Origin of the sequence: Nocardia vinacea NBRC 16497, assembly GCF_000308835.1 — a bacterium.
Classification (GTDB): Bacteria; Actinomycetota; Actinomycetes; order Mycobacteriales; family Mycobacteriaceae; genus Nocardia; species Nocardia vinacea.
This window is the reverse complement of sequence record NZ_BAGN01000234.1, coordinates 1-25,283: the sequence shown is the minus strand read 5'-3', so window position 1 is coordinate 25,283 and position 25,283 is coordinate 1. Positions and strand designations below refer to the sequence as shown.

Below are 25,283 nucleotides of genomic sequence, written 5' to 3'. Positions count from 1 at the left end.
AGCGGGCTTCCGCCTCGCCAACCGCAGCGGCGATGTCATCACGAGCCCTGAAGCGGCCGTCCAGTTTCCCGGACCACGTTGTCGGGTCATGCTCGCGCGCTGTCGTTGGAGAGAACCGGCTCTTCATGCGGCGGAATCGGCTCGGGCGTGGCGGCTTGCCGCGGCAGCAGGAAGGGCGTGGCGAGCAGGAGAACTCCAGCCAGCGCGATTGCCGCACGCGGGCTGGTGAGTTGTGCCAGCAGACCCCATGTCACGGTGATTGCCGCGATGCTGATGCTGCTGGTGATCGACCACGCGGCGAGGACCCGGGCGTGGCGATCGGTTTCGGTGTTGTTCAACCGATAAGCGGCGAAGACGGCGTTGAAAATGCTGATGCAGACGATGAGCCCGAACTCGGTGACCATCACGATCACCAGCCCGGCCAGGCCCGGCCGGATGAACGCCAGCCCGAGGGGCCAGCAGGCACGTAGCGTGCCGAAGACCCGCAGTACCGTCTGTTCGCCCCAGCGGGAAGCGATGCGACGAGCGAGTCGTGACCCGATCAGGCCACCGATACACGGAACAGCGAAGGCCAGCCCGTACTCCCAGACCGGGAACTGTAGGTGGGCGAGCATCAGCACCGACAACAGTGGCTCCCCGGCCATGATCAGCCCGTTGACCAGCATGGTGTTGACGAAGAACCGACGCAGCGTGTGGTGGGCGAGGATGTAGCGCCACCCCTCGGCGATGTCGCTCCACCGGCGCGTTCGGGTCTTCCGCAGCGGCGGTGGCTGCTCGGGTTCCCTGATCGCGGTGATGCCGAGCGCCGAGAGTAGGTAGCTCATCGCATCGATAACAACGGTGGTCACCGGCCCCAGCAGCCCGATAGCCGCGCCACCCACCGGCGGTCCGATGACCGTGGCCGACCAAGTAGTGGACTCGAAACGACTGGTGGCGACCAGCAGTCCGGCGGCAGGGACGACGGTCTTGAGGTATGCGCCACTGGCCGCGGTGAACGCGATCTTCGCTGCCGCAGTGACGATGGAGACCACCAAGAGCTGCGCGAAGGACAACCCACCCAGGCAGTAGGCGAGCGGTATTGATGCCAGCGCTGCGAAGCGGATCAGGTCCGTGGCGATCATGACCGGCCGCTTGGCACGAAATTCCATCCACGGCCCGAGCGGAACCGCAAGCAGCGCCCCGATCGCGAGCCCGGATGCCGACAAGGCCGCCACTTCCGCCGAACTGGCGTTCAGGACGGTGATGGCGACAACTGAAAATGCCCCGAATCCGAGTCCGGTCCCGTAGGCGCTGACCGCGTAGGCGGCCCACAACCACCCGAACGCCCGACCCGGTTTCGCGCTCCGCCACATATTCGGCACTCCCTCTGTTGTCAGGAGATTGAAGCCGGTCGATGGGTGCTTTCACCAACAACGAATCGAGCGGAGTGTCACAACTTTTCGTTGTGGGAGTAGGTTTTCGCTCGTGGATCTCGATGCGGTTCGTACCTTCGTCGCGGTTGCCGAGACCGGCCAGTTCCAAGCCGCAGCCGACGATCTGGGAATCACTCAGCAGGCCGCGTCGAAACGAGTAGCCACACTGGAGCGAGAACTCGGGGTTCAGCTTTTCGCGCGAATCGCCAGGGGTGTGCGGCCGACCGTCGACGGGCAGGCATTGCTACCGCATGCCCGTGAACTGCTCCGTGCCGCCGAACGCGTCACTGCGGCCGTGACACCTGGACGCAGGGCCCTGCGGATCGACGTCGTGGCCCGCCGGATCGCACCCTCCACCCTCCTTCATGCCTTCTACCAGCAACACCCCGATATCGAGCTCGATGTCGTCACCCTGATCAACTTCGACGCCGAGTCGGCGCTGGCCGAGATCGGTGCGGGCACTGTTGATGCCACCTTCAGATCCCTACGTGGCCGCAAAGTTCCGAACGGACTACGGTCCGCGCGAGTGATCGACGACCGGCACGAACTGCTGGTCGGCCCACGACACCCATTGGCGAAGGCCAAGACCGTGACGTTGGCCGAACTCACCGATCACCCCATCTGGATGCCCGGCATGTCCGACGCCGAACCGATCGGCTACTACGACGATCTGGCGACCGCATTCGGACTCACCATCGATACGATCGGCCCGAGCTTCGGCATCGAAGCGCTCCTCGCCGAACTCGCGGATTCCACCCAACTCGCCACCTTCGTCGGCGAAGGTTCCCGATACCTCTGGCCGGAAAGCTACGACCTCCGCCGCATCCCCGTCGTCGACCCGACCCCGGTCTACCCACTTTCCGTGATCTGGCGAGCAGACAATGCACATCCCGTCCTCGCAAACTTCCTCGAGTACCTACACACCAGATACAAGACGACTTACCGCGACGACGTGTGGACCCCGGACTGGGCGCCCTATCCGAAGAAGTCGCACAGGTGAGCTGCGACCAGATCGGGCTGTTCCTCGGCGAGATAGTGGCCGCTGTCTGGGATTTCGATGGCGAGTACGTCGGTTGCTCGGTCGGCGAGACTGTCGAGGATGTCGGTGTGGCCCGGAAAGTGCAGTGCGGCAACGGGGATCGTCAGTTTCGCATACGTCCGGCCGTCCTCGATGTCCTGGGTGAAACTCTGATACCAGCCGTTGGCGGCGCGGATCGACTCGGGACGGGAATAGGCGCGTGCGTACACCGCGCGGGACTGTTCGTCGATGGCGTTGGGATTGCGCAGATTTCGATGGCATAGGTAGTCGACGAGGTGCCTGCCCCGCCCGGCCAGGAGCTGTTCGGGTAGTTCGGCGACCTGATTGAAGGCGAACCACCACCGCTGCCGGGCCCGTTCCGCGGGACCGGGGAGCAGGCGGAAGTCGTAGAGCCGATCATCGGGATGCGGCTCCTCCAGCAGCGCCAGCCTGCGCACGGTCTCCGGGTGGTTGGCCGCCAGGCTGAAGGCCACCATCGAGCCGATGTCGTGCCCGGCGACGTCGACCGTCGAGTAGCCGAGATGTCGGACCAGTTGGTGGATATCCTCGGCCATCGTCTTCTTGTCGTAACCGTGGTCCGGAGTATCCGAGGAGCCCATACCGCGGAGGTCGACGGCGATGACCCGGTGACGACGCGCGAGCAGCGGCATGATCTTGCGGGCCTGCCACCAGGTTTGGGGCCATCCCGGCAGAAGTATCACCGGCGAGCCCGTCCCGCCCGCGACGTAGTGCAGCCGAATGCCGTTGGTCTGGGCATGGTGGCTGCGGAAGTCTCCCGAGAGTGACTGTGCGAGTTGCGCATCCGTTACTGCGTCGATCATGTGAACCACTTTAACCGGTTCCGTTCGAACCGGTTGAAGTGGTTCCATACACTGGGATCGTGCGTCAATTTCGTGAAGGATCCGGTCGAATCTGCCTCGATTACGTGCGGACGTTGCGCCACCGCGGCTCGCCCGCCGCGGTCGAGGAGTTGACCGATCCGGCGGCGCTGACGGCATGGGCTGTGCAATTCGGGCCCTGGGACCGGGTCGCCGCGGCACCTGATATTCGCGCCGTCGAGTCCGCGCGAACGTTGCGGGAGGCCATCTTTCGGGTGGTCGACCTGGCCCGCACGACTCAGGGCCCGGTACATCCGTCCGACCGGGACCGCGCCGTCATCAATAAGGCGGCGGGCCGGCCTATCCCGATCCCGAGTCTCGATCGGCGCGGGGAGTTGCAGTGGACCGCGCCCGACCCGATCGCGGCGGTCCTGGCGACAGTCGCCCGGGATGCGCTGGATCTGGTCACCTCGCCGACCGCCGCGCGAATACGGCGATGCGCGGGCGACAGCTGCCAGGCCTACTTCGTCGATCTGTCTCGCCCGGGAAACCGACGCTGGTGCTCGATGGATACCTGCGGCAATCGTGCCAAGAAGCGAAACCTACGGGCCAAGGAGATGTCGGCGTAGCAGCGGCACCGCTCGAGTCGCTCGTCGCATGGTGGCGCGCCTGTCATCGATATCGGCGACGCAGTACATTGCGCCGACCGGGCGGAGGTGCTCGGGGCTTCGACCGCGTCGGACCGCCGCAGCAAAGCGATCGGGAAGTAGCCGATCGACAGGGCGACCGCCGGTGCGGCGAGCACCGCACAGGAGAACGCCGCCTCAATCAGGGGCTCGCCCGAGAGAGCCTCGGCTGCTCAGCGACAACTCATTGCGACAGAAATCTGGCGTATATGGTTTCAACCACGGGCCATGTCGACAAACCGAGACAGATGCAACTGGTGCGCAACGGTAATGGTCGCTGTCGGACCATTACGGTGCTTACCGACAATCAAATCCGCCTCACCGCCGCGCGGGTCGTCTCGTTCGAATGCATCGGGTCGATGGAGGAGGATAACCATGTCGGCATCTTGTTCCAAACTATTGTGCACGTTTATTCCATTGGCCACGAAATTATGTGTGCCAAGTACAGTTCCGTCGTACACGTCTTGTTCGCCGAGGCTTGAAATACTGATGATCTTGTCCCAGAAGACATCATTTGTTGCCAGCATGTCTATCTCGGCATCGTCGAGAACTGCCGCGACGCGTGCCAGTTTGGCCCGACCAGGCGCGTGCTTCCACAGGGTTTCCCAGTATCGTGAACCGATAGCATCGGCAAATTCCTGATGTGTCATGTCCTTTGAGGCCAATAGTTGCCGTACCTTGGACCAGACTTCTTTTGGAACTGTGTCGGAGCCAGGGCGGGATACGATGGATTCGAGTCGAGTGAGTAGCGCGCGCGCAGCTTCTCCACGTGCGCCATTGACACCGACATCGCGAAGGAAAGGAATCTGATTCTCGACACGATCAATCGAAAGGTGCCAGCAGTCCCGGTAGCCCGACTTCCTGATGCGGCTGATACGTGAGGTTATACCGAGCCGAAGAAGCAACTGTGCGACGTCATCGACCAAGCGTCGACTGGTAGATGCGTAGTACACCCGGCCCATATGTGCCTTTGCGTCCCAGCGCACCGATCCGTCTGTAGCCCACAGATGCTTCAGGAACAGCGCGATCTGATCATTGGGCAATGAGAACACTTGCTGGGGAACGAATTTCTCATAACTGCGCAAGCCAAACAGGCCGAGGTCATCGAGCCAGGCCGCTATTGGGTTGCGCTTGCCGTGTGTGAGTCTGTCGGGGGCTCGCAGCCGCAGCGTAGTGCAGCGCGCAGCTGCGTACTCGTCGCGAACAGCGGTGACGCCGAAATGGCGTGCTGCGGTCGTCACGGCCGCGAGGTTCTCCTCGTCGATGCTGGCGTAGCGGATCGGTTGGCGTTTGACGCACGAGCCGTCCCCGATCATGTGCGCCAACAGCACGATCTCGGCATCTGCCATTGGAGTTGTCTGTACGGGTTCCGGGACGCGACGTGGGCTCGCAATCCGGTCGCCAGCTGCTAGTTCCTCCAGCGGAATCCAGCCATCGACGGTCAAGAACGGATGGTTGCCAGTGGCATCCACTTGTCGCCCGGACGCCAGCCGCAGTCGGAACACTTCCTTACGGCCGCTCGGGAACACTTTCACCATGGACCGCGCAACCATCCGCATGCGCTTGTCCAATGACCATACTTTCGGCTTCTCGCCGCTGGAGAGAAGGTCGCCAAGGGTGGTCTCACAACCATTGTCCGCACGCAGGATTCGGGTCGAGGCAGGGAGGCAGCCCGATTCACGGAGGTCGGACACCATGGGGCGCTTATCAGTTCGCTGTTCCGGACCACGGTTCAGCTGGCTGATCGCGATTACCGGGACCTCGAGTTCCTTGGCGAGGAGCTTCAGATTTCGCGAGAAATCCGAGACTTCCTGCTGTCGGGATTCGACCTTTTTACCCGAGGTCATCAGCTGGAGGTAGTCCACCACAACGAGTTTCAGGTCGTGGCGCTGTTTGAGCCGACGTGCTTTCGCGCGGATCTCCATCATGGTCAGGTTCGGCGAGTCGTCGACGAACAGCGGCGCCTCGCTGATCTCGCTCATACGGCGAGCCAGTTTGGTCCAGTCGTCGTCGCTCATGCGGCCCGAACGCATATCGCCCAACTTGATTTTCGCCTCTGCGGAGAGCAGGCGCATCACGATTTCCGTGCGGCTCATCTCCAGCGAGAAGATGACGCTCGCCAGACCGTGTTTGATCGAGCAGCTGCGCATGAAGTCCATGCCGAGCGTCGAGTTGTGCGTCGGCACCATCGACTCGCCGGCGAGGTACAGATGGTCGGCGTTGTCCACCTCGACGCATCGCACGGGGACGGTGTCGATCTTTCGCACGTCCACGATGTGCCTGGCGGCCGAACGAGCGGTGGTCGGCACGAGATGGTTCGGGCTGTCGTCGGCGAGATGCACGCTGTGGACGATTTCGCCAGTTGTGCGAACGGCGGCGACCCGAGCACCCGCTGCCCCGGCAATGGTGAGCCACTGATGTTGCTCGTCGGCGACGATCACTGTGCCGTCGGAGAATTCGACCTCGTAGCACGGCCGTTCGGTCAGTACCTCGGTCGCGGCGAGGACGCGGGTGGGGCGGCCCTCGGCGTCGAGAAGTTCGTCGCCGACGCGGATCTCGCCCATGGTGGTCCAGCCGGTGGGGGTGGGCAGGGGCGTGTCCAGGGCCAGGGCCTTGCCGACACCGGGGCGCGCCGCGACGATGATCATTTGGCCGGGGTGCAGGCCGTTGGTGAGTTCGTCGAGTTCGGTGAAGCCGGTGGGGACGCCGAGGGAGATGCCGCCGCGGGAGGCGATGGAGTCGATTTCGTCCATCGTCGGCTGCAGGAGTTCCTCGAGGGGGAGAAAGTCTTCGGTGGTGCGGCGTTCGGTGACCTCGTAGACCTCGGCCTGGGCGCGGTCGACGACCTCGGCGATGTCCTGGCCGTCGGCGCCCGCGTAGCCGTATTGGACGATGCGAGTGCCTGCCTCGACGAGACGGCGCAGAATCGCCTTCTCGGCAACGATTTCGGCGTAGTAGCCCGCATTGGCCGCGGTGGGGACGGTCTGGGTGAGAGTGACCAGATACGGCGGGCCGCCGATGCGCTTGAGTTCGCCGCGGCGGTCCAGACCCGCGGAGACGGTGACCGGGTCGGCGGGTTCGCCGCGGCCGTAGAGATCGAGAATGGTGTCGTAGACCGCTTGGTGGGCGGGGCGGTAGAAGTCGCCGGGGCGTAGCACCTCGACGACGTCGGCGATCGCGTCCTTGCTCAGCAGCATGCCGCCGAGTACGGACTGCTCGGCCGCCATATCGTGCGGGGGCTGCCTGCCGAAGTCCTCACCGGGCGGTTCGGGCGGATAGTCCGTCTGCCCGCGGTCATCGGTGGTGGTCACCAGACTCGACCGTCCTCTCTCGCCACTTGCAGGCCGCTCGAAAACGCCTACCCGCCTACCCTATTGATCACTCGTTGTACTCCCGGGCTCCGACACATTCGGCAGCGCACTGCGGTTCGACTGACCTCATTAGAGGGTCTCACCTGCGGTTCCAGCAAACCGCCGCGGCAGGTGCCGAATCATGCCGTTCCGGGTGGTGCGTGCATGATGTTGCGACGAACCTAGGCGACCCAGTGGGCAGTCGCCAAACCGCAATGTGCACACACCTGTGGATAAGTTGGGGACTGTTTACCTGGCGTTGTGCACCCCCTGTGTACAACTTGGGGAAAACCCAGGTCGCGCCATTCAAACACGCTGATAGATATCGATTTCTTGATCTATCCACGTGTGGATGAATCAAGTGCGGCGTGTCGGTCTAGTTGAACAGCCGGGCGTGTTGTAGGTAAACAGCGTGTTCCACGGCTATGGCTTAGATCACATTGCGTCCGGTTGGTTTTCTCGGCGATCCACAAGCTGAATAACCGGTGGTAGAGCCGATAGCAGCGGGTTGCCGAGAATGGTCCAGATCACCGTTCCGGCCTTTTCGCAAACAATTGGCTATTTCACCGAAGGGCATAGTTCACCCAGGCCACGACCACCATGGGATCGATGCCGCACAGTCGAAAGCCACCCTTGTGCCGAAACACAAGAGTGGCCTTCGAATGAACTCAGTTCGCCGCGACCTGCAGGTCGAACTTCGCGACCACATCGGGGTGCAGGTGCACCACGACGTTGTGCTTGCCGACCGTCTTGATGTGCGACTTCGGCAGCTCGATGCTGCGCTTGTCGACGACCGGACCACCGGCCGACTTGATGGCGGCGGCGACGTCCGACTGGGTGACCGAACCGAACAGCTTGCCGGTGCCTGCGGTCTTGACCGACAGCGAAACCGCCGCCAGGCCCTCGATGGCCTGCTTCAGCTCGTTGGCGTGATCCAGGTCGCGCACCTTGCGCGCGTCCTGCGCCCGACGGATGCCCTCGACCTGCTTCTGCGCGCCACGGGTGGCCACGATCGCCAGGCCGCGGGGCAGCAGGTAGTTGCGGCCGTAGCCGTCCTTGACCTCCACGGTGTCACCGGGAGCACCGAGGTTGTCCACATCAGCAGTAAGAATCAACTTCATTGCGATGCCTCCCTTCTCAGCGAGCCGTCGACACGTAGGGCAGCAGGGCCACCTCACGCGAGTTCTTCACGGCAACGGCGACGTCGCGCTGGTGCTGCACGCAGTTGCCGGTGACCCGGCGAGCGCGGATCTTGCCGCGATCACTGACGTACTTCCGCAGCAGGGCGGTGTCCTTGTAATCGATATTGACGGTGCCGGACTTGGCTTCCTTGCAGAAGGTGCAAGCCTTCTTCTTCAGCACCTTTTCGCGCGCGGGCGCTTTAGGCATGGTTACTCCGTAATCAATGATGGGCTGATCGTTTCGAGCGACCTGCAAGCAGTCGCCACCGAATCAATTCAGGCCGATGTGAGCCGTTCTCAGAACGGCGGTTCGTCGTCTACGCGGCCGCCCCCGAAGGAGCCCGCCGCGGGTGCGCTGCCCCACGGGTCGTCGTCGGCGCCGCCGGAACGGCTGCCGCCACCACCACCGGCCGGAGCGAAGTTGCCCCCGCCGCCACCGGAACCGAAGCCGCCGCCACCCCCGCCGCCGCGACTGGCCTTGGCGACCTTCGCGGTGGCGTAGCGCAGCGAGGGACCTACCTCGTCGACCTCGAGCTCGACGACCGTGCGCTTCTCACCCTCGCGGGTTTCGTAGGAGCGCTGCTTCAGTCGTCCGCTCACGATCACACGGGCGCCTCGGGTCAGGCTTTCGGCGACATTCTCCGCAGCTTCACGCCAGATGTTGCAGCGCAGGAAAAGCGCTTCGCCGTCTTTCCATTCATTCGAATTACGGTCGAACACGCGGGGAGTCGATGCGACGGTGAAATTCGCCACCGCCGCGCCCGCGGGCGTGAATCGAAGTTCGGGATCGGCCGTCAAGTTTCCGATGACGGTGATGACCGTGTCGCCTGCCATGTGGTTCCTCCTGCTCGGTATGCAGTCCGCAGTGCACTCGCTTTGCGCTAGAGCCTAGAGACAGGCACCGACGCAATCGAGGGTCACTTGCCGTGGCGCAGAACCTTGGTGCGCAGCACCGACTCGTTGAGACCCAGCTGGCGGTCGAGCTCGCTCACCGTGGCGGGCTCGGCGGTCAGATCGACCACGGCGTAGATGCCTTCGGCCTGCTTGGCGATCTCGTAGGCGAGCCGGCGGCGGCCCCAGATGTCGACCTTGTCGACCTTGCCGCCATCGGTCTTGACGACGCTCAGCATGTTGTCCAGCGACGGACCAACAGTGCGCTCGTCCAGGCTCGGATCGAGGATGACCATCACTTCGTAATGACGCACGGACCAATCACCTCCTGTGGACTAGGAAACGGCCACGGACGGTCCGTGGCAGGAGGGTCGTTGCGTCAGCAACCCGACAAGGCTACATGAACGCCCGTTGAGCAGCGAAATCGATGCCCGAGGCAGTGCCCGTATGGTCATTGGTGGGGGGAAGCACGGGCGTCGTCGCACGGTGCGGCCTAGGGTGGTGCCCATGCCGACCGGACTCGCCACCCGCGACAGGATCGTCGGGGGAGTGACGCGCAGCGCGGCCTTGGCCGCGGTGGTGGTGTTGCTGTGCGGGCTCACGTTGGCGCTCGCGTATGCGAACAAGGCGCGGTGCGCGGGTGCGCCGTTCGCTGAGAACGGTCGCAGTGCGGTCTTCGATGTGATCAAGGATTCGGACGTCTGTTATTCCGATATCCAATTCCTGTGGCTCGGTCGCGATATTGATCAGCATGTCTTTCCGTATATCGATGGCGGCATCACCAAAGACGGCGCGCTGACCGGTGGCGCGGTCGAATATCCGGTGCTCAGCGGCGTGCTGATGTGGCTCGGTGCGGTCGGTGCCGATAACGACGCGGAATTCCTGTTGCATTCGGCATTGCTGTTGGCGCCGTTCGCCTTGTTGACCGCCTGGCTGCTGGTCCGGCTGGCCGGGCGGGCGGCGCTGCTGTGGGCGGCCGGCCCGCCGCTGGTGCTCTACGCATTCCACAACTGGGAGCTACCGGTGGTCTGCATGGCGGTCGCCGCGGTGTACGTGGTGACCGCGCTGACCCGATATTCGTTGCGTACCAGGGGAATTCTGGCCGCAGTGCTGCTCGGTATCGGGTTCTGTCTCAAGCTGTATCCGGGCATCTTCGTGCTGCCGTTGCTGGCTTATGTGCTCACCGGCGGTCAGCGCGATATGGATGATCCGACGCCGACTCGATTCGATGTGCGCGGTGCGCTGCTGACCGCCGCCGCGGCCGTCGGCACGGTGGTTGTGGTGAATCTGCCATTCGCGATTGCCGGTTACGAAGGCTGGCGCGCATCTATCACCTTCCAGCAATTGCGCCAGGCCGATATCACCACGAATTCCATTTGGTACTGGGGACTTCGGCAGCTGTTCGGCCAGGATGCCGATGGCGAGAGCGCATTTCAGCACGCGGTCTCGATCGCCTCGCCGACGCTGGTACTGACCTCCTTCGCGCTGGCGATGTGGTTGGGCTGGAAGCGATTCACGATGACCGGCACCTTCCCCTGGATCGGCGTCAGCGGCGCGATGCTGTGCGGATTCCTGCTGTTCCACAAGGTGCACTCGCCGCAGTACACGCTGTGGTTGGTGCCGTTCATGGTTCTGCTCGAGGTGCCGTGGGCGGCGATCGGCGCGTATCTGGTCGCCGATGCCGCGATCGGAATCGGCGTATTCCGGTATTTCTATTCGATCGGATCCGGCAATTCGGTGGATTCGATGGAGAACGTCGTGCAATTCGGCGTCTGGGGGCGTGCCGCCTTGCTCGTGGTGTTCTTCTTCCTGTTCGTACGTGCGATACCGCGCGGATTCCGACCCGAACCGCCGCAGATACCGCGATTCGAACCCGGCAGCCTGGTACCGGTGGGCTAGTACGAACCGGTGTCAGTCGGTGTGTCGGGCGCGGAAGGCGGCGCTTTTGGCGCGGTTGCCGCAGATGGTCATATCGCACCAGCGGCGTGATTTTCCGCGTGAGGTATCGAGATACAGCCGCGTGCATTCGTCGCGCCCGCACTCCTTGATCAACCTCCGCTCCGGCCCGCCGAGCATTTCGACCACGGAGCGGGCGATCGCGGCGAGTGCGGCGTCCGGATCGCCGTGGCGGGTGATCGTCGCATCGGATCGCAAAGTGAGCCTGGGGAGTCGGCCCCCGGCGAGCTCGTTGACGATCTTGCGGTCCGCGTCCGCGAACGGCTCGTCGCGGGCCGCGGCCAGGGCCAGTCGGTAGCCTGCCTCGCGCAGTCCCACGGCCCGGTCGAGGGTCGTCGCATCGCAGTGCGGGGTGGTGTCGAGCAGGTCGGCGGCGAGCAGCCACTCGTCGAGGTCCGCCGGGGTGGTGAGGAAGTCGTCGAACGTCGTGGCACGGGCCTTGACCGTGCCTGCGAAGTCCAGGGCGAGGTTACCGCTCACGAAGGCGAACACCTCTTCATAGTAACCGCCTTGACAGGTTACGTGTGAGGATGCGACCTTAGTAACCGACTTAGGTGGTTATCTGGCCTGTCGTGCTGGATCGAGGAGGGCACATGCAGACGCAGCTCTTGGACCCGCTGTTCCGAGCGACCGGCAAGCCATCCCTTGCGGCGGGCATGCAGCCACTGTTCGTCGTGCTGTGGAGCAGCGCCTTCATCGCCGGAGTCGTCGGTGTCGGCGCGGCACCGCCGATGATGGTGCTGTTCGCGCGCTTCGCCATCGCCGCGGTCCTGCTCGCGGTGTACGCCACCGTGATTCGCGCGAGTTGGCCGAGCGCCGGCCAGCTCAAACATGTCGTCATCGCGGGTCTGCTGATGCAGATCGTGCAGTTCGGCGGGTTTTACACGGCGATGAGCCTGCATGTTTCGGCCGCCATCATCGCCCTTGTGCAGGGACTCAATCCGGTCGTCATCGCATTGCTGGCCGGATTCATCGGCGAAACCGTCACGGCGCGACAGTGGTTCGGCTTCGGCATCGGTGGTGTCGGCGTCGGCTTGGCCGTACTCGACCAGTCGAGCATGTCACTGGTCGGTCTGCTGCTGTGCGTGATCGGCTTGCTCGGCCTCAGCGTCGGCACGATCTACCAGAAACGCTTTGTGCCGCAGGTCGATTCGCGCGCCACCACCGCTATTCACATGGCCGCGAGCGCGCCGATTGCGGGCGTATTGGCTTGGAGCACCGGCCAATTGCACATCTGGGATGCGACGCGCTTCGCGGAATCGCTCACCTGGATGGTGCTGGTCAATTCGATGGTCGCATTCCTACTGCTGAACGCGATGCTGAAGCGTTGGGAGGCGACGCGAGTCGGGCGTCTGTTCTTCGCGACGCCCGCAGTCACGGCCGTGCTGGCCTGGCTGTTCATCGATCAGCCGCTGCGGCCCCTCGCCGCGGCCGGACTCGGCGTCGGACTGATCGGCATGGTGTTCGCCTCGCGTCGCCCGACGCCCGTGGTCGGGCCGCGGCAGCCGGTTCCCGTCCGCTGAAAAGAAAAGCGGCAGCGGCTGGAAAAGCCGCTGCCGCTCGAATTCTTCGGCTACTCGCCGGAATTCAGGCCACCGGGGTGACCTCTCGTTCGCTCTCCACTTCGTCGGCGTCATCGCGCCGATTCCGAATGATGCTGGTGATGAACGCCGCGCCGATGAACGCCACGCCGACGAGACCGGTGACGATCTCGTTGATGTGCACGCCGATCGAGACGAACAGGATGACCGCCAGCGCGCCGATCGCCCAGTGCGCGCCGTGCTCCAGGTACACGTACTCCGAGAGCGTGCCCTTGCGCACCAGGTACACGGTGATCGAACGGACGAACATGGCGCCGATCAGACCGAGGCCGAGCGCGATGATGATCGGGTCGGAGGTGATGGCGAAGGCACCGATGACGCCGTCGAAGGAGAACGACGCGTCGAGCACCTCGAGGTACAGGAACAGGAAGAATGCCGCCTTACCCGCGGCCTTGACCAGCTGGGACGGACCGCCGTCCGCGGATTCCTCGAACTCCTCGGTGTGGAACAGCGAACCGAGGCCGTCGACCACGATGTAGGTGATCATGCCGAGCAGACCGGCGACCAGGACGGTGGCGCGCTCCTCGTCGGTCGCGATCAATTCCGCGGTGAGCACCAGGCCGACGCTCGCGACGACCACCGAGAGCATATCGAGCTTGCCGAGCTGGGCCAGCGGCTTCTCCAGCCAGGACAGCCAGGTGGTTTCGCGTTCCTCGAAGATGAAGTTCAGGAACAGCAGCAGCAGGAACATGCCACCGAATGCGGCGATCTGCGGATGTGCGTCGGTGAGCAACTTCTCGTAGCTCGGGCTGCCGTCCGGGAAGGTCAGCGCGTCACCTTCGGGCGGGTTCAGCGCCAGGTCGAACGCCTTCACCGGGGTCAGGCCCGCGGTGATCCAGACGATCGCCAACGGGAAGACCAACCGCATGCCGAAGACGGCGATGACCACGCCGACGGTGAGGAAGATCCGCTGCCAGAACTCGTTCATCCGCTCGAGCACGGTGGCATTGATGACCGCGTTGTCGAACGACAGCGAGACCTCGAGGACGCCGAGGATGGCGGCCAGCGCCAGCGCTGTCGGCCCGCCGTACAGGAATGCCACGATGAGTGATATCACCGTGACAACGATGGACATGCCGAATATGCGCAGGACCACGCGGAGACCCTTTCCGTGCGGCGGTCGAATGTCTGTCCGAGCGCGCCTTTGCCGATGTAATCCGAGGGCCGTACCAACCCGCGGTCGCGATGATGGTTCCAGCGTGGGCGCGGAACCGTCGATTGTCCAACGGAGCGGCGAGGCAAATCGTTCCGTGGACACGCGAGCAGGGGGCCCGTCGCCGAGCCCCCTGCATTGTGGCCCTTTCGAGCGACCTGCAAGCAGTCGCTACGGAGTCAGTACGTCTTAGACGTTCACGCCGTAGTCACGGGCGATACCCGCCAGACCCGAGGCGTAGCCCTGCCCGATGGCGCGGAACTTCCACTCGGCACCGTTGCGGTACAGCTCGCCGAAGACCATGGCCGTCTCGGTCGAGGCGTCCTCGGACAGGTCGTAGCGGGCCAGCTCGGTGCCGTTGGCCTGGTCGACAACGCGGATGTAGGCGTTGCGCACCTGGCCGAAGGACTGCTGCCGGGTGTCCGCGTCGTAGATCGAGACCGGGAAGAAGATGCTCTCGATGGTCGGCGGGGTGTTGGCCAGGTCGACCTTGATGACCTCGTCGTCGCCCTCGCCCTCACCGGTCAGGTTGTCGCCGAGGTGCTCGATGGAGCCCTCCGGCGACTTGAGGTTGTTGAAGAAGATGAAGTGCTTGTCGGACACGACCTTCTTGTCCGCACCGGTCGCGATCGCACTGGCATCCAGATCGAAGTCGGTGCCGGTGGTCGTACGAATATCCCACCCGAGCCCGACGGAGACAGCGGTAAGGTTCGGCGCTGCCTTCGTCAACGAGACATTGCCGCCCTTGGACAAACTGACACCCATGCGGGGTTCCCTTTCAATAGACGTCTGTGGTTCCCAGCACTGTCCGAATCGCCGGGTACGTCCTACGACAGTAGTAGGTTTCGGCAATCTTGCGTAGGAACTGGTGCATCCCCCGGGGAACTGGAACATCTCCTTCGCTTGGGCCGAGCTGAGGCGAGTACACCGCCTAACATCGGGGCGTGGCAGGCCGTAGGCGTGGATGGTTCCGGTCGTCCGGGAACAATGAATGGATTGCACAGGCCCGGTCGACGCTGGCGGCCGCGTTCCTGGATATGGATCGGCGGCAGAGCGCCGCCGAGGCGGCGGTGCACGCCAGTGAACAGGTGTTCCCGGAGCGACGGATGAGCGCGAAATGGGAACCCGCGCGCAGCAGATGCTATGACGCCGCGGGCGCATATCTGACGTTCACCGAGGAACTGGAGAATGCCGAGCGCGACGACACGCCGATACCGCAGGGGCAGGCGCGGGCGGACACCCTGGTGCGGCAGCTGACCGACGCGGCTCGGGCCGTCGACGAGTTCTATCGCGGTAATCAGTCCCAGCTCGAGAACGCCGTCGCGGTGCTCGGCACGGTGCCGCAATTCGCGCAGCAAGTGAAGATCGCCGCGGCGGGTGTGCGCAGGCAGGCCGCCGAATCCGAATACGCTGGCTACCCCTCGGTGCGGCAGCACGCGGCGGCGGTGGATGAGTCGCTGCTCACACTCGAGGCGCTCGGTTCCGAGGTACCCGCCGCGAGTGTCCGGGAGGCCGCCAACCGCCTGGAATCGGCGACGAAATTGCTGGCAGAAGCATTGGCGCAGGCACCATCTCGGGCCGCTGCGGCGGCCAACGCCATTACCTCGGTGGCCACCAGATCGGCCGCGGTACGCACCCGTGGCGAACGGGTGGCGCCGGCTTACTCGGAGTTGCTCCGCGAGTTCAATGCTGCGAGTTCGGCGGATCTGGCTAACAATGGGCAGGAAAGCAAAAAGGCCATCGATGCCGCGGATGCCGCCCTGGTGCGGGCGCGTGCGGCGGCAGCCGAAAACAATCCGGAGTCCGCACTTGATCTGACCACATCCGCACGGGGGTACCTCACCGAGGCCGAACACTTGATCGACGCCGTCACCAAACGGCTGACATTGCTGCGCGAAGTCCGTGAGAATCCGCAAGAGAAGGCCAAGGCCGTACGATTTCGGCTGCGGGACGCACAAATGCTCGCGGTGAGCCGCGGGCTCGTCGGCGAATGGGGATCTGTGCTCGATGCACAGGTAGACCGGATCGATCGAATCACCGAAAATCTGTCGGGGCGCCATCCCGACTACTGGGCCTATGTGGCCGAATTGGATACCGTCGCGGAGTTCGTAGCCGGGGTAGTGGATCGAATGAGAAAACAAGCAGGACCACGACGAGAATGAGGCCAGGGGTTATGCGGCCACCGCAATTAGGGATGAGGACAGCGAAGCGATGACCGCGGGCATCGTCGTCCAGCAACAGGTCTCCCTGCGAAAGCAATTGCCGCTGCGCCATTTTCGCCAGCTGCACGGCCCGGAGGCGCGGCACCTGTTCCATCGACAACCGGAACCGTTCGGCGATGACGCCGACCGGGAAATTCTGGCGTTCGCGCTCGGCGCCACGCTGTATGCGCCGGCGACCCGCGCCGACCTCGCCTCGACGATCAGTAAGCGGGCCGCGCGCGGCGTGTGTTCGATGGTCATCGATCTCGAGGACGCCGTCGCCGATCACGAAGTGGAATTCGCCAAACGACAGACCGTCGCGACGCTGAATCTGCTTGCCGACAGCGAGGATCCGAATCCGCTGCTGTTCGTCCGGGTCCGCGATGCCGATACCGTGACCGAAATCGTCGAACAACTCGGCACCGGGGCGGTGGCACTGACCGGCTTCGTCTTTCCGAAATTCGACCGTGCGAGCGGTCCGAAATATCTCGCCGCGCTCGAGGCGGCCGCCGAGCGGTTGGGCAGGCCCGTGTACGGCATGCCGGTGCTCGAATCGCCCGCGCTGGTGCATCGCGAGACCCGGGATCAGGAGCTGACCCAGATCGCGGCGCTGTTGGCCGAGTACCGGGAGCGGATACTCGCGGTGCGTATCGGTGCGACGGATATGTGCTCGACCTTCGGCATTCGGCGGGACCGGGATCTGACCATCTACGACGTGCGGGTGGTCGCAGATGTCATCGCCGATATCGTGAACTACCTGGGACGTTCGGACGGCACGGGTTTCGTGATCACCGGACCGGTCTGGGAATACTTCGCCGACCACGAGCGGATGTTTCGGCCGCTGCTGCGGACCGCGCCGTTCGAGGAATCCGATGCGGTGCCGTTCCGGCGCTATCTGGTCAGTCGCGATCTGGACGGGCTACTACGCGAGATCACACTCGACCGGGCCAATGGGATCCAGGGCAAAACGGTGATCCATCCGTCGCATGTCGCGGCCGTGCACGCGCTATCGGTGGTGACGCACGAGGAGTATTCGGATGCGCTGGACATTCTGCAGGTCGATGTAGGTGGGGTGGCGGCCTCCGGATATCGGAACAAGATGAACGAGATGCGGCCGCATCGCAGTTGGGCGCGTCAGACGCTGCTGCGGGCTCGTGTTTTCGGTGTCGCGAATAAGGGTGTTTCGTTCGTGGATCTATTGACGGCGTTGGTGACCGAGTGAGCATTGATCCTTGGGCAACAACGAATTTGGGTATCGAGTTGCGGCACGAGCGGTCGCACGGCGGCGGATCAGTGGATGTGCTGCCCGCCGAATTGCCCATCGCCACATTGATTCAGCCGGGGTTGCGGCGTAATCCACGTCGTGCGCACCTACTGGTTTCGACGGTGCTCGGCAAGCATCTGCCGACGGATCCGCGGGTGGTTCTCGGTGCGGGCAATCGGCTGGGCGATCTGGTGCGTGACGTACTGGGGGATCGTGAGGCCGTGGTACTCGGATTCGCCGAGACCGCAACGGGTTTGGGGCATTGCGTGGCGGCGCGGATCGGAGCCGGATGCTATCTGCATTCGACCCGTCGCGAGGTGCCCGACGCAACCACCTTGACCGGCTTCGAGGAAGGCCATTCGCACGCGACCTCGCATCTGCTGCAACCCGCACCCGCGGATATCTTCGTCAACGATCTGCCGCTGGTGCTCGTAGACGATGAAATCTCCACTGGTGACACGGCAATCGATGCGGTTCGGGCATTGCACGCGTTTTCGCCACGTGCGCATTATGTGCTGGCGTCGCTGGTGGACATGCGGACCGAGGACGATCGGGCGCGGTTCCAGGCGGCGGCCGAGTCGTTGGGGGCGCGGATCGACACCGTGTGTCTGGCGGCCGGGCGCACCTTGCTGCCCGATGACCTGGTCGCGACGGTGTCGTCGATGCCTGATCCGGTATTGAATCCGACCGCGGCGCAGCGTGGTTCGTTCGATCGAGTCGAGTTGCCGTGGCCTGCTTCGGTTCCCGAGGGCGGTCGGCACGGGATTCTGCGCTCCGATACCGATGCGTTCGAGGCCGCGCTCGCGAAGGCCGCCGAGGCGCTGCGGGTACGGCTCGCCGATGATTTCGCCGGACGGCCCGCGATTGTGCTCGGGCACGAAGAGCTGATGTATCTGCCGCTGCGGTTGGCGTCCGAGCTCGCCGACGCCGGGATTGCGACCCGATTCCAGACGACGACCCGGTCGCCCGCGTATGTGCTGGATGAGCCGGGTTATCCGTTGCGGCGCGGGTTTCGGTTCATCGCACCCGAACCTGGTGAGGTGCAGCCGCGGTATCTGTACAACGCGCACTGGATCGAGGATGCGCTGTCCGAACTCGCGGCGCTGGGTGCTGGCGCGGACTCGGGTGAGGACACGGCGTTCGGCGTCGAGCCAGTTCTGGTCGTTGTCATCGATGCACCGGCCGATACCGATGAACTGCTGGTCGAGGGCGGTCTGATCGATGTGCTGACCGCATCTGGTGACGATGTCGTATTGGCAGTCCTGCCGGGTGCGGATCCGCGGTTGTTGCATGCAGAACGGACGGATGTCCGGTCGTCCGCCGTAGGGTCCGAACCGAGGGTGTTATGAGGTCGAACGCTGTGCCGGAATCGAATATCTCTCCGCAGTCGGCCTTGGAACTTCCCGTTCCACTGCACGGCCCCGCATTCGGATCGTATGCGGCCGAGGAGGTTTCCTGGCTGCTGAAGGATCTGTCCGATGTCGACCTCGAGGCCGATGTGGCCGAGCGGGAACGCCGGATCCAGTCCGGTGCCGCGCATTACGCGGAATCGCTGCCGATCGAATATCAGCCCGATGCCGCATATCGCTCGCTGTTCGACGAGGTGTTGGCCGAGAGTGCCGAGCGGCTCGCGCTCGCCGTGGCGACCGTATCCGAACTCGTTGTCGCCGAACGCGGTACCGATATCGTGCTGGTTTCACTGGCGCGGGCGGGTACGCCGATCGGGGTTCTCATGCGGCGCTGGTTGCGGTCTCGAAGTCTCGATGTGCCGCACTATGCGGTCTCGATCGTGCGTGATCGCGGTATCGATGCCGTCGCACTGGATTATCTCGCTCGCAACCATGATCCGGCCTCGGTCGTGTTCGTCGACGGCTGGACCGGCAAGGGTGCCATCACTCGCGAACTCACCGAAGCGCTGGACGCCTATCACGCCGCGGGCGGTGCCCGATTCAATGATGAGCTCGCCGTGCTCGCCGACCCGGGACATTGCGTGCGCACCTACGGCACCCGAGACGACTTCCTGATTGCCTCGGCCTGCCTGAATTCGACAGTCTCCGGACTGATTTCGCGCACCGTACTCAATGACACGCTGATCGGACCCGGCGATTTCCACGGCGCGAAGTTCTATCGCGAACTGGCACCCGACGATGTCTCCGCTCGCCTGCTCGACACCGTGACCACCGCCTTCGACGCGGTCCGGGATCGCGTGCCCGCCGAACTGGCCGCCCTGCGCGCCGACGACCGGACACCGACCTGGACCGGCTGGGCCTCGGTCGACAAGGTGCGCGAGCAATACGGCGTGGCCAGTGTGAATTTCGTGAAACCGGGTGTCGGTGAGACGACCCGGGTGTTGCTGCGGCGGCTGCCGTGGCGGGTGCTGGTGCGTGAGGCGGACGCACCGGAACACGCGCATATCCGTCTGCTCGCCGTGGCCCGCGGTGTTCCGGTCGAGATCGTACCCGACCTGGCCTATTCGTGCATGGGATTGATCAAGGACGTACAGCAGTAATGCATCTGAGAAAACTACGAAGACAGGCTCTGATCGCTACCGATCTCGACCGAACGATGATCTACTCGCGCAACGCTTTCCACGCCACCACCGAGGTGCCGACGGTTTGTGTGGAACACCTCGAGGGCGCGCCACTGTCGTTCATGACAACCACCGCCGCCCTGCGCATGCAGACCCTGACCGAACCCGCCGCCGTCATTCCGACCACCACGCGAACCATCAAGCAGTTCGAACGTATCCAATTACCTGGCGCTCCTTGGCGATACGCGATTACCAGCAATGGCGGGAACATCCTGGTCGACGGCGTGCCGGATATGCGCTGGCGCATCGATATCGACGCGCAGGTGCGGGCAGGCGGCGCGACGCTGTCGGAGGTGAATACCGAACTGCGTGCGCGGATCGACGATTCCTGGGTCACCAAATTCCGGGTCGCCGACCATCTGTTCACCTACCTGGTGGTGAAGCCCAAGGAAGTGCCCGACGGCTTCCTCGCCGAATGGGATGCCTGGTGCCGCCCGCGCGGCTGGTCCGTCTCCCAGCAGGGCCGCAAGATCTACACGATGCCGCTGGCCGTCTGTAAGAGTCATGCGGTACGTGAAGTCCGTCGCCGTCTGGTCGAAAACGGTGAACTCACCGCTGCGGCGATGACCCTCGCCGCAGGTGACGGCGCTCTCGACGCCGAAATGCTGCGTACCGCGGACTCCGCCATCCGTCCGCGCCACGGCGAACTCGAACAACTCAACTGGACCCACCCCAACCTCACCATCACCCGCGCCTCCGGAATTCTCGCGGGCGAGGAGATCATCAACTGGTTTATCAAGGCCGCACCGGACGCCACGTAACCGACTTTGCCTTGACACCGGCGACAAGGTTTAGCGTTGCCCCGACGGGTCGTGAAGGAGGTCGAATGCTGATCGGTGAGCTGGCCGAGCGCGTCGGGACGAGTACCAGGACGCTGCGCTACTACGAGGAGCACGGCTTGGTGCGGGCGCGGCGCTCGAACAACGGGTATCGCGTCTACGACGAGTCGGAGCTGCAAGTTGTGCACAAGATCCGGCGGCTGCTCGACGTCGGCTTCGATCTCGACGATATCCGGCCGTTCGTCGCCTGCATCCGTGCCGGAAATACCTCAGGGGATGTCTGCCCGGATTCGGTGGCGACATTGCGGCGCAAACTCGACGAAGTCGAGGCGGCCATCGATCGGTTGCATGCGGTGCGATCGCAACTGCGCGACCAGCTCGACGCGGCGGCGGTATCGCGATGAAATTCGGAATCAATTACAGCACACCGTATTACGGTACGGATCCGGACCGGCTGATGGCGTTCGCGCAACATGCCGAAGCGTGCGGTTTCGAGTCGATCCTCTTGCCGGATCATATTGCGCTCTATCCGGGTGCGGCGATCGGAGCGTACGAAATGCCACCGACAACGCCGTTTCCCGATCCGCTCGATTGCTTGAGCTTCGTCGCAGCGGCCACGGAGCGGATTCTGTTGGGCACCGGTGTGCTGCTGCTGCCGTATCGGCATCCGGTGGTGCTCGCCAAGCGGCTCGCTACCATCGACCTGCTGTCCAAGGGCCGAATGCGGCTGCTGACAGTGGGACTCGGCGCCTTGCCGGGTGAGGCCGCTGCGGTCGGGGTGGACTTCGCATCCCGTGGCCGTCGGGCCGATGAGGCGATCGATGTAATGCGCCTGCTGTGGGCCGGTGATGCGGATGGTGTCGACTACCACGGCGAGTTCTTCTCGTTCGACAAGCTGTGCCTATACCCGAAACCCCATGGGGGAGACCAGTTGCCGATCCATATCGGCGGATCGAGTCGGGCCGCGGCGCGTCGGGTGGGACGACGTGGCGATGGGTATTTCGCGGGCGGGATGCTGATGCCCGCCGAACGTGCGGAGCAGTGGGATCTCGCCAGGTCCACCGCCGACGAGGCGGGCCGAGATTCGGGCGCGCTGGAATACACCCGCTGGGGGTCGATGGATATGCCGCAGGATCGGGTAGACGGATTCGCCGCACAAGGCGTGACCCGGATCATTGTCGGCGCTACCGCCTCGGACCAGGCCGTGCAGCTCGACGAAATGTCGGCCTTCGCGGCGCGTTTCGGGCTGGCGTCGAAGTCCTGACAGCACTGAGCAATACAACCGAGGCCATCTGCTCAGGACGGTCTCGGTTGTATTGCTCGGTGTCGACGTCAGAGCGGCGGCCAGGCGTCGTGCCTCCGGACACGATGTCTGCTGTTGGGAAGGCTATTCGCCGGTCCCGGCGTGCCGAGCCGCCGAAGGTAGGACCTCGGGACGATCCTCAGGTCATCGGGTTCAGTATCCGGACTGCTGAGCGCCCAATTGCTGAGTAATGACACCGTGCAACCGCTGCAGGCCGCCTACGGTCATACCGCTCTGCAATTGCCCCTCGATGGTGCGGACCAGCGCGGAATCGCTGAGGATCTTCTCACTGGATTGAATGAGAACCGTTCCGGCGCCGGTGAAGTCGAACTGGCGCTCCTCACCGGAGTTCACTCCGAAGCGCGCCGCACCGGCGGCCAGGAAACTGGAGACCCAGCGCTGGTCGTAGTGGTGGCTCGGCGACGGGCAATCCGCCCAGCCGACAAGGGCTTCCGGATCGACGCGCAGCGGCGGTTCGGCGAACATGACCGGGCCATTGGAGGAGGCCAGGAACTTGCCGGTGCCGATGAGGGTGAGAAATCCGGGGACGATGGACTGATTCAGCGACAGTCCCGGCTCGAATGCGAGCAGGTTGGCGGCGCGGATGGTGAGGTTGCCGTTGTCCTCGAGGTCATAGGAATTGATGTCGTAACCGCGGTCGCCGATGATCAGCTTGCCGTGACCCTCGGCGATCACATAGTCGCCGGTGAACAGCGGTGCGGAGAACTGCTGCGAGACCATGTGCAGCAGTCCGCCCTGCAGTCCGTGGGTGAGCATCTGGAACCGCATATCGCCGTAGTAGGCGATCATCGCGCCCTTCCGCATGAACCACGGTTTGTTCAGGTCGATGCAGTAGGCGTAGCTATTGCCCGGAAGGTTGTCGCTCTCACCGAGATTCAGCGGATTCAAAATATCGGTCATGGTTCACAACTTCTCTTCCGAGGCCTGTACGTACACGACACCCTGTCCGACGCAATGCAATTGCATCGCCTCGCCGGAACCGCGACCGACCGCATCGCGCCAGCTCAACGCCGTCTTCAACTCGGTCTGCACATTGCCGTAGGCGGCGACGAAGGCCTGCGGATCCACCACGATCGGATTCGGCCCGCCCACCGGCAGTTCCAGGAATCCGCCGTGGGCGAGCAGCACCGCAGCGCCCTGTCCGGACAGCTGCGTGGTGAACATGCCCTGACCGGTCAGCGCACCGCTCGCGGCACCGCGCAACGCGCCCATCAGTCCGCCGCCACCACCGCCCCCTCCCGAACTCATCACGGACACAATCGAACTCTGCAGCGCGGCGGTATTGGCCAGCAGCCGCGAGGCCTCGACGCGCAGCACCGCGCCCGGCTGCATCTGCACCACATGCACTTCCAGCCCGGCGAATCCGTAGTGCACCTCGCCGTTACCGGAGGCCAGCATGGTGCGCTCGTGCTCACCGGCCATCATCCGGCCCGCCATCCGCATAATGCCGCCACCGCCCATACCGGGCGCGGCTCCCGGAATCTGATGTGGCGCAAAGGAAATATCGCCGGTGTAGAACAGCATCGCGCCGTTGCGCGCGACCACGCCGCCCGCCATCCCGACGTTGACCTTGACGACCTTGCCGTTGACCTTCTCGAACATCGCTGGCTCCCTTACCGTTCCGCCGGCTGGATCAACACCAGGCCCTGACCGTCGAAGCGCAGCGAGAACGCCTCCCCGGCATCCTGGCCGACGAAGGTGCGCCACGAAACATCGGTCACGAAGGACTGATTCAGATTGCCCCGGCAGGCCACGAAGGCATCCGGATCGACGACCAGCGGATACTGCGGTGAAACCTCCAGGTGGATCAGCGGCCCGCCCGCCGAGAGCAGTGCGACCTGACCCTGTCCGGTCACCGTGGTGGTGAACAGACCGGCACCCGACGACGCACCGCGTACACCGGCGAAACGCACGTCCGTGCGCAGATTTCCGGCGAAGCACAGCAGTTGCTGCGATTCGACCTGCAGCGTCTCGTTATTCAGATTCACCACGGTCACGTGCTGACCGTTGACCGCGAAGAAGACCCGGCCGTTGCCGCTGCATTCCATCAATGACAGTTTCTCGCCCGTGGCACGCCGCTTGAGCCCGGCGAGTACGCCGTCGCCGCCGCCGAAACCAGCCGACTTGAACTGCACATTTCCTTCGTAGGCGACCATCGAGCCGGAAATCGCCCGGATACTCGATCCGGCGAGGTGTGCCTCGATCACCTTTTTCGACTGCTCGAACAGTTGCGCCATAAGAAGTTTGCCTGCTGTCTCGTAGGGGAACACGGGTTTATCGCCCGCCATTCCGACCGCGTTTCGCCACCCTAACCGATCTTGGAGTACCTGTATGGGCCACGGCGACGGTTACTTCGGATCGTGTTCGGCACGTTTCTCGTAGAGTGGCACCGTACGCACCGACAAGCGAAGGGTCGAACTTGTCCGCAACACTCGCCAAGGGTCAGAATGGCCCGCTGGCCACCAATGACGTGGTGATCTCCGTCCAGCTGACCGCGCCCGCGGATCTGTCCGCGCTAATGGTCACCGAGTCGGGGAAGGTCCGTTCCGACGCGGACTTCGTCTTCTTCAATCAGCCCAATGGCCCCGGGGTGAATCTGCAGCCCGCGCCGGCCGGGCAGCCCGCGTCGCTGGCAGTATCGCTGAATGCGGTGCCCGCGGATATCGCGCAGATCCGCGCGGTGATCACCCTGGACGACGCGACCAGCAATTTCGGCCGCTTTCCCGCGCCGACGGCGATCGTGTCGGATTCGGCGGGCAATCAGCTGTACGAGTACCGCATCGACGGTTTGAACACCGAGTCGATCGTGATCGCACTCGAGCTGTACCGGCGCCAGAGCGAGTGGAAGGTGCGCGCGGTCGGCCAGGGCTACGCCGGTGGTTTCGCAGCGCTGGTCACCGATCACGGCGTCACCGTCGACGAGTCTCCGGCCGCGACGCAGGTCCCGCCGCCACCGGCCTACCAGCCCGCCCAGCCTGCACAGCCTGGACCGGGCTACCCGCCGCCGCCACAGCCCGCGCCGCCGACGCAGCAGCAGC

25 protein-coding genes are annotated in these 25,283 nt (G+C 64.1%); 12 read left to right on the top strand and 13 right to left on the bottom strand.

What is annotated here, in order from left to right:
• Nucleotides 1-86 precede the first annotated feature (86 nt).
• Nucleotides 87-1,352: an MFS transporter gene (locus ON44_RS32735; protein WP_040697571.1), complete on the bottom strand. Its 1,266-nt coding sequence runs from the start codon at nucleotides 1,350-1,352 to the stop codon at nucleotides 87-89.
• A gap of 112 nt (nucleotides 1,353-1,464) precedes the next feature.
• On the opposite strand from ON44_RS32735, the gene ON44_RS32730 reads away from it, so the two are divergent.
• Nucleotides 1,465-2,412: a LysR family transcriptional regulator gene (locus tag ON44_RS32730; protein ID WP_040697516.1), complete on the top strand. Its 948-nt coding sequence runs from the start codon at nucleotides 1,465-1,467 to the stop codon at nucleotides 2,410-2,412.
• Here the strand turns inward: ON44_RS32730 and ON44_RS32725 are convergent.
• A complete protein-coding gene (locus ON44_RS32725; RefSeq protein WP_040697514.1) occupies nucleotides 2,388-3,272 on the bottom strand; it encodes an alpha/beta fold hydrolase in 885 nt (294 codons plus the stop codon). The two genes, ON44_RS32730 and ON44_RS32725, sit on opposite strands and share 25 nt — an antisense overlap.
• 59 nt (nucleotides 3,273-3,331) lie before the next feature.
• On the opposite strand from ON44_RS32725, the gene ON44_RS32720 reads away from it, so the two are divergent.
• A complete protein-coding gene (locus tag ON44_RS32720; RefSeq protein WP_245567429.1) occupies nucleotides 3,332-3,898 on the top strand; it encodes a CGNR zinc finger domain-containing protein in 567 nt (188 codons plus the stop codon).
• Between the two features lie 272 nt (nucleotides 3,899-4,170).
• On the opposite strand, the gene ON44_RS32715 is transcribed toward ON44_RS32720, so the two are convergent.
• The 5 genes from ON44_RS32715 to rpsF form a co-directional block, all read right to left on the bottom strand.
• The gene (locus ON44_RS32715; protein ID WP_040697510.1) at nucleotides 4,171-7,266 is read right to left on the bottom strand and encodes a replicative DNA helicase; all 3,096 of its coding nucleotides are present in this window, start codon (nucleotides 7,264-7,266) and stop codon (nucleotides 4,171-4,173) included.
• A gap of 707 nt (nucleotides 7,267-7,973) precedes the next feature.
• Nucleotides 7,974-8,426 (bottom strand): 50S ribosomal protein L9, encoded by a 453-nt coding sequence (rplI, locus tag ON44_RS32710; RefSeq protein WP_040697508.1) that lies wholly within the window; start codon nucleotides 8,424-8,426, stop codon nucleotides 7,974-7,976.
• A gap of 16 nt (nucleotides 8,427-8,442) precedes the next feature.
• The gene (rpsR, locus tag ON44_RS32705; RefSeq protein WP_040697505.1) at nucleotides 8,443-8,694 is read right to left on the bottom strand and encodes a 30S ribosomal protein S18; all 252 of its coding nucleotides are present in this window, start codon (nucleotides 8,692-8,694) and stop codon (nucleotides 8,443-8,445) included.
• Nucleotides 8,695-8,783: 89 nt separating this feature from the next.
• Complete coding sequence (locus tag ON44_RS32700) at nucleotides 8,784-9,320, bottom strand: single-stranded DNA-binding protein (RefSeq protein ID WP_040697503.1); 537 nt, start codon at nucleotides 9,318-9,320, stop codon at nucleotides 8,784-8,786.
• 83 nt (nucleotides 9,321-9,403) lie between these two features.
• Nucleotides 9,404-9,691 carry a 30S ribosomal protein S6 gene (rpsF, locus tag ON44_RS32695; RefSeq protein ID WP_040697500.1) on the bottom strand — a complete coding sequence of 96 codons (288 nt, stop codon included), beginning with the start codon at nucleotides 9,689-9,691 and terminating at the stop codon, nucleotides 9,404-9,406.
• A 193-nt stretch (nucleotides 9,692-9,884) separates the two neighbouring features.
• Between rpsF and ON44_RS32690 the strand changes: the two genes are divergently transcribed.
• The gene (locus tag ON44_RS32690) at nucleotides 9,885-11,276 is read left to right on the top strand and encodes a glycosyltransferase family protein (RefSeq protein WP_051182692.1); all 1,392 of its coding nucleotides are present in this window, start codon (nucleotides 9,885-9,887) and stop codon (nucleotides 11,274-11,276) included.
• A 12-nt stretch (nucleotides 11,277-11,288) separates the two neighbouring features.
• Here ON44_RS32690 and ON44_RS32685 read toward each other — a convergent pair whose 3' ends face one another.
• Nucleotides 11,289-11,825 carry a CGNR zinc finger domain-containing protein gene (locus ON44_RS32685; RefSeq protein WP_040697499.1) on the bottom strand — a complete coding sequence of 179 codons (537 nt, stop codon included), beginning with the start codon at nucleotides 11,823-11,825 and terminating at the stop codon, nucleotides 11,289-11,291.
• Nucleotides 11,826-11,926: 101 nt separating this feature from the next.
• Here ON44_RS32685 and ON44_RS32680 point away from each other — a divergent pair, with 101 nt between their 5' ends.
• Nucleotides 11,927-12,856, top strand: coding sequence for a DMT family transporter (locus tag ON44_RS32680; RefSeq protein WP_245567428.1), 930 nt, complete (start codon nucleotides 11,927-11,929; stop codon nucleotides 12,854-12,856).
• 64 nt (nucleotides 12,857-12,920) lie between these two features.
• Here the strand turns inward: ON44_RS32680 and ON44_RS32675 are convergent, their stop codons facing one another.
• Both ON44_RS32675 and ON44_RS32670 read right to left on the bottom strand, forming a co-directional pair.
• Nucleotides 12,921-14,030: a DUF475 domain-containing protein gene (locus ON44_RS32675; RefSeq protein ID WP_040697496.1), complete on the bottom strand. Its 1,110-nt coding sequence runs from the start codon at nucleotides 14,028-14,030 to the stop codon at nucleotides 12,921-12,923.
• A gap of 246 nt (nucleotides 14,031-14,276) precedes the next feature.
• Nucleotides 14,277-14,852, bottom strand: a complete 576-nt coding sequence (locus ON44_RS32670) for a TerD family protein (RefSeq protein ID WP_040697492.1) — start codon at nucleotides 14,850-14,852, stop codon at nucleotides 14,277-14,279.
• A gap of 179 nt (nucleotides 14,853-15,031) precedes the next feature.
• On the opposite strand from ON44_RS32670, the gene ON44_RS32665 reads away from it, so the two are divergent.
• The 7 genes from ON44_RS32665 (at nucleotide 15,032) to ON44_RS32635 (ending at nucleotide 22,185) form a co-directional block, all read left to right on the top strand.
• Nucleotides 15,032-16,249, top strand: a complete 1,218-nt coding sequence (locus tag ON44_RS32665) for a hypothetical protein (protein ID WP_040697487.1) — start codon at nucleotides 15,032-15,034, stop codon at nucleotides 16,247-16,249.
• Between the two features lie 49 nt (nucleotides 16,250-16,298).
• On the top strand, nucleotides 16,299-17,510 hold the full coding sequence (locus tag ON44_RS32660; protein ID WP_083898266.1) for an HpcH/HpaI aldolase/citrate lyase family protein: 1,212 nt from the start codon (nucleotides 16,299-16,301) through the stop codon (nucleotides 17,508-17,510).
• Nucleotides 17,507-18,901: a phosphoribosyltransferase family protein gene (locus ON44_RS32655; RefSeq protein ID WP_083898265.1), complete on the top strand. Its 1,395-nt coding sequence runs from the start codon at nucleotides 17,507-17,509 to the stop codon at nucleotides 18,899-18,901. The genes ON44_RS32660 and ON44_RS32655 overlap by 4 nt, the downstream gene beginning before the upstream one ends.
• Nucleotides 18,898-20,061 (top strand): cysteine protease StiP family protein, encoded by a 1,164-nt coding sequence (locus ON44_RS32650; RefSeq protein WP_051182690.1) that lies wholly within the window; start codon nucleotides 18,898-18,900, stop codon nucleotides 20,059-20,061. The genes ON44_RS32655 and ON44_RS32650 overlap by 4 nt, the downstream gene beginning before the upstream one ends.
• A 56-nt stretch (nucleotides 20,062-20,117) precedes the next feature.
• Nucleotides 20,118-20,903, top strand: a complete 786-nt coding sequence (locus ON44_RS32645) for an HAD family hydrolase (RefSeq protein WP_245567427.1) — start codon at nucleotides 20,118-20,120, stop codon at nucleotides 20,901-20,903.
• Nucleotides 20,904-20,968: 65 nt separating this feature from the next.
• Nucleotides 20,969-21,325: a MerR family transcriptional regulator gene (locus tag ON44_RS32640; protein WP_040697481.1), complete on the top strand. Its 357-nt coding sequence runs from the start codon at nucleotides 20,969-20,971 to the stop codon at nucleotides 21,323-21,325.
• The gene (locus ON44_RS32635; protein ID WP_040697478.1) at nucleotides 21,322-22,185 is read left to right on the top strand and encodes an LLM class F420-dependent oxidoreductase; all 864 of its coding nucleotides are present in this window, start codon (nucleotides 21,322-21,324) and stop codon (nucleotides 22,183-22,185) included. The genes ON44_RS32640 and ON44_RS32635 overlap by 4 nt, the downstream gene beginning before the upstream one ends.
• A 192-nt stretch (nucleotides 22,186-22,377) precedes the next feature.
• Here ON44_RS32635 and ON44_RS32630 read toward each other — a convergent pair whose 3' ends face one another.
• The 3 genes from ON44_RS32630 to ON44_RS32620 are packed head-to-tail and all read right to left on the bottom strand — an operon-like array spanning nucleotide 22,378 to nucleotide 24,482.
• Nucleotides 22,378-23,145 (bottom strand): AIM24 family protein, encoded by a 768-nt coding sequence (locus ON44_RS32630; protein WP_040697475.1) that lies wholly within the window; start codon nucleotides 23,143-23,145, stop codon nucleotides 22,378-22,380.
• A gap of 3 nt (nucleotides 23,146-23,148) precedes the next feature.
• On the bottom strand, nucleotides 23,149-23,847 hold the full coding sequence (locus ON44_RS32625; RefSeq protein WP_040697472.1) for an AIM24 family protein: 699 nt from the start codon (nucleotides 23,845-23,847) through the stop codon (nucleotides 23,149-23,151).
• A gap of 11 nt (nucleotides 23,848-23,858) precedes the next feature.
• Nucleotides 23,859-24,482: an AIM24 family protein gene (locus ON44_RS32620; RefSeq protein WP_040697553.1), complete on the bottom strand. Its 624-nt coding sequence runs from the start codon at nucleotides 24,480-24,482 to the stop codon at nucleotides 23,859-23,861.
• Nucleotides 24,483-24,664: 182 nt separating this feature from the next.
• Here ON44_RS32620 and ON44_RS32615 point away from each other — a divergent pair.
• A partial coding sequence (locus ON44_RS32615) for a TerD family protein (RefSeq protein WP_040697469.1) occupies nucleotides 24,665-25,283 on the top strand: 619 nt, incomplete at its 3' end.

Bases quoted from the DNA above. Each gene is read 5' to 3' on its own strand.
- ON44_RS32735 (WP_040697571.1), bottom strand. From the start codon at position 1,352: ATGTGGCGGAGCGCGAAACCGGGTCGGGCGTTCGGGTGGTTGTGGGCC.
- ON44_RS32725 (WP_040697514.1), bottom strand. From the start codon at position 3,272: ATGATCGACGCAGTAACGGATGCGCAACTCGCACAGTCACTCTCGGGA.
- rplI (WP_040697508.1), bottom strand. From the start codon at position 8,426: ATGAAGTTGATTCTTACTGCTGATGTGGACAACCTCGGTGCTCCCGGT.
- rpsR (WP_040697505.1), bottom strand. From the start codon at position 8,694: ATGCCTAAAGCGCCCGCGCGCGAAAAGGTGCTGAAGAAGAAGGCTTGC.
- ON44_RS32700 (WP_040697503.1), bottom strand. From the start codon at position 9,320: ATGGCAGGCGACACGGTCATCACCGTCATCGGAAACTTGACGGCCGAT.
- ON44_RS32690 (WP_051182692.1), top strand. From the start codon at position 9,885: ATGCCGACCGGACTCGCCACCCGCGACAGGATCGTCGGGGGAGTGACG.
- ON44_RS32680 (WP_245567428.1), top strand. From the start codon at position 11,927: ATGCAGACGCAGCTCTTGGACCCGCTGTTCCGAGCGACCGGCAAGCCA.
- ON44_RS32670 (WP_040697492.1), bottom strand. From the start codon at position 14,852: ATGGGTGTCAGTTTGTCCAAGGGCGGCAATGTCTCGTTGACGAAGGCA.
- ON44_RS32660 (WP_083898266.1), top strand. From the start codon at position 16,299: ATGACCGCGGGCATCGTCGTCCAGCAACAGGTCTCCCTGCGAAAGCAA.
- ON44_RS32650 (WP_051182690.1), top strand. From the start codon at position 18,898: ATGAGGTCGAACGCTGTGCCGGAATCGAATATCTCTCCGCAGTCGGCC.
- ON44_RS32645 (WP_245567427.1), top strand. From the start codon at position 20,118: ATGATCTACTCGCGCAACGCTTTCCACGCCACCACCGAGGTGCCGACG.
- ON44_RS32640 (WP_040697481.1), top strand. From the start codon at position 20,969: ATGCTGATCGGTGAGCTGGCCGAGCGCGTCGGGACGAGTACCAGGACG.
- ON44_RS32635 (WP_040697478.1), top strand. From the start codon at position 21,322: ATGAAATTCGGAATCAATTACAGCACACCGTATTACGGTACGGATCCG.
- ON44_RS32630 (WP_040697475.1), bottom strand. From the start codon at position 23,145: ATGACCGATATTTTGAATCCGCTGAATCTCGGTGAGAGCGACAACCTT.
- ON44_RS32625 (WP_040697472.1), bottom strand. From the start codon at position 23,847: ATGTTCGAGAAGGTCAACGGCAAGGTCGTCAAGGTCAACGTCGGGATG.
- ON44_RS32620 (WP_040697553.1), bottom strand. From the start codon at position 24,482: ATGGCGCAACTGTTCGAGCAGTCGAAAAAGGTGATCGAGGCACACCTC.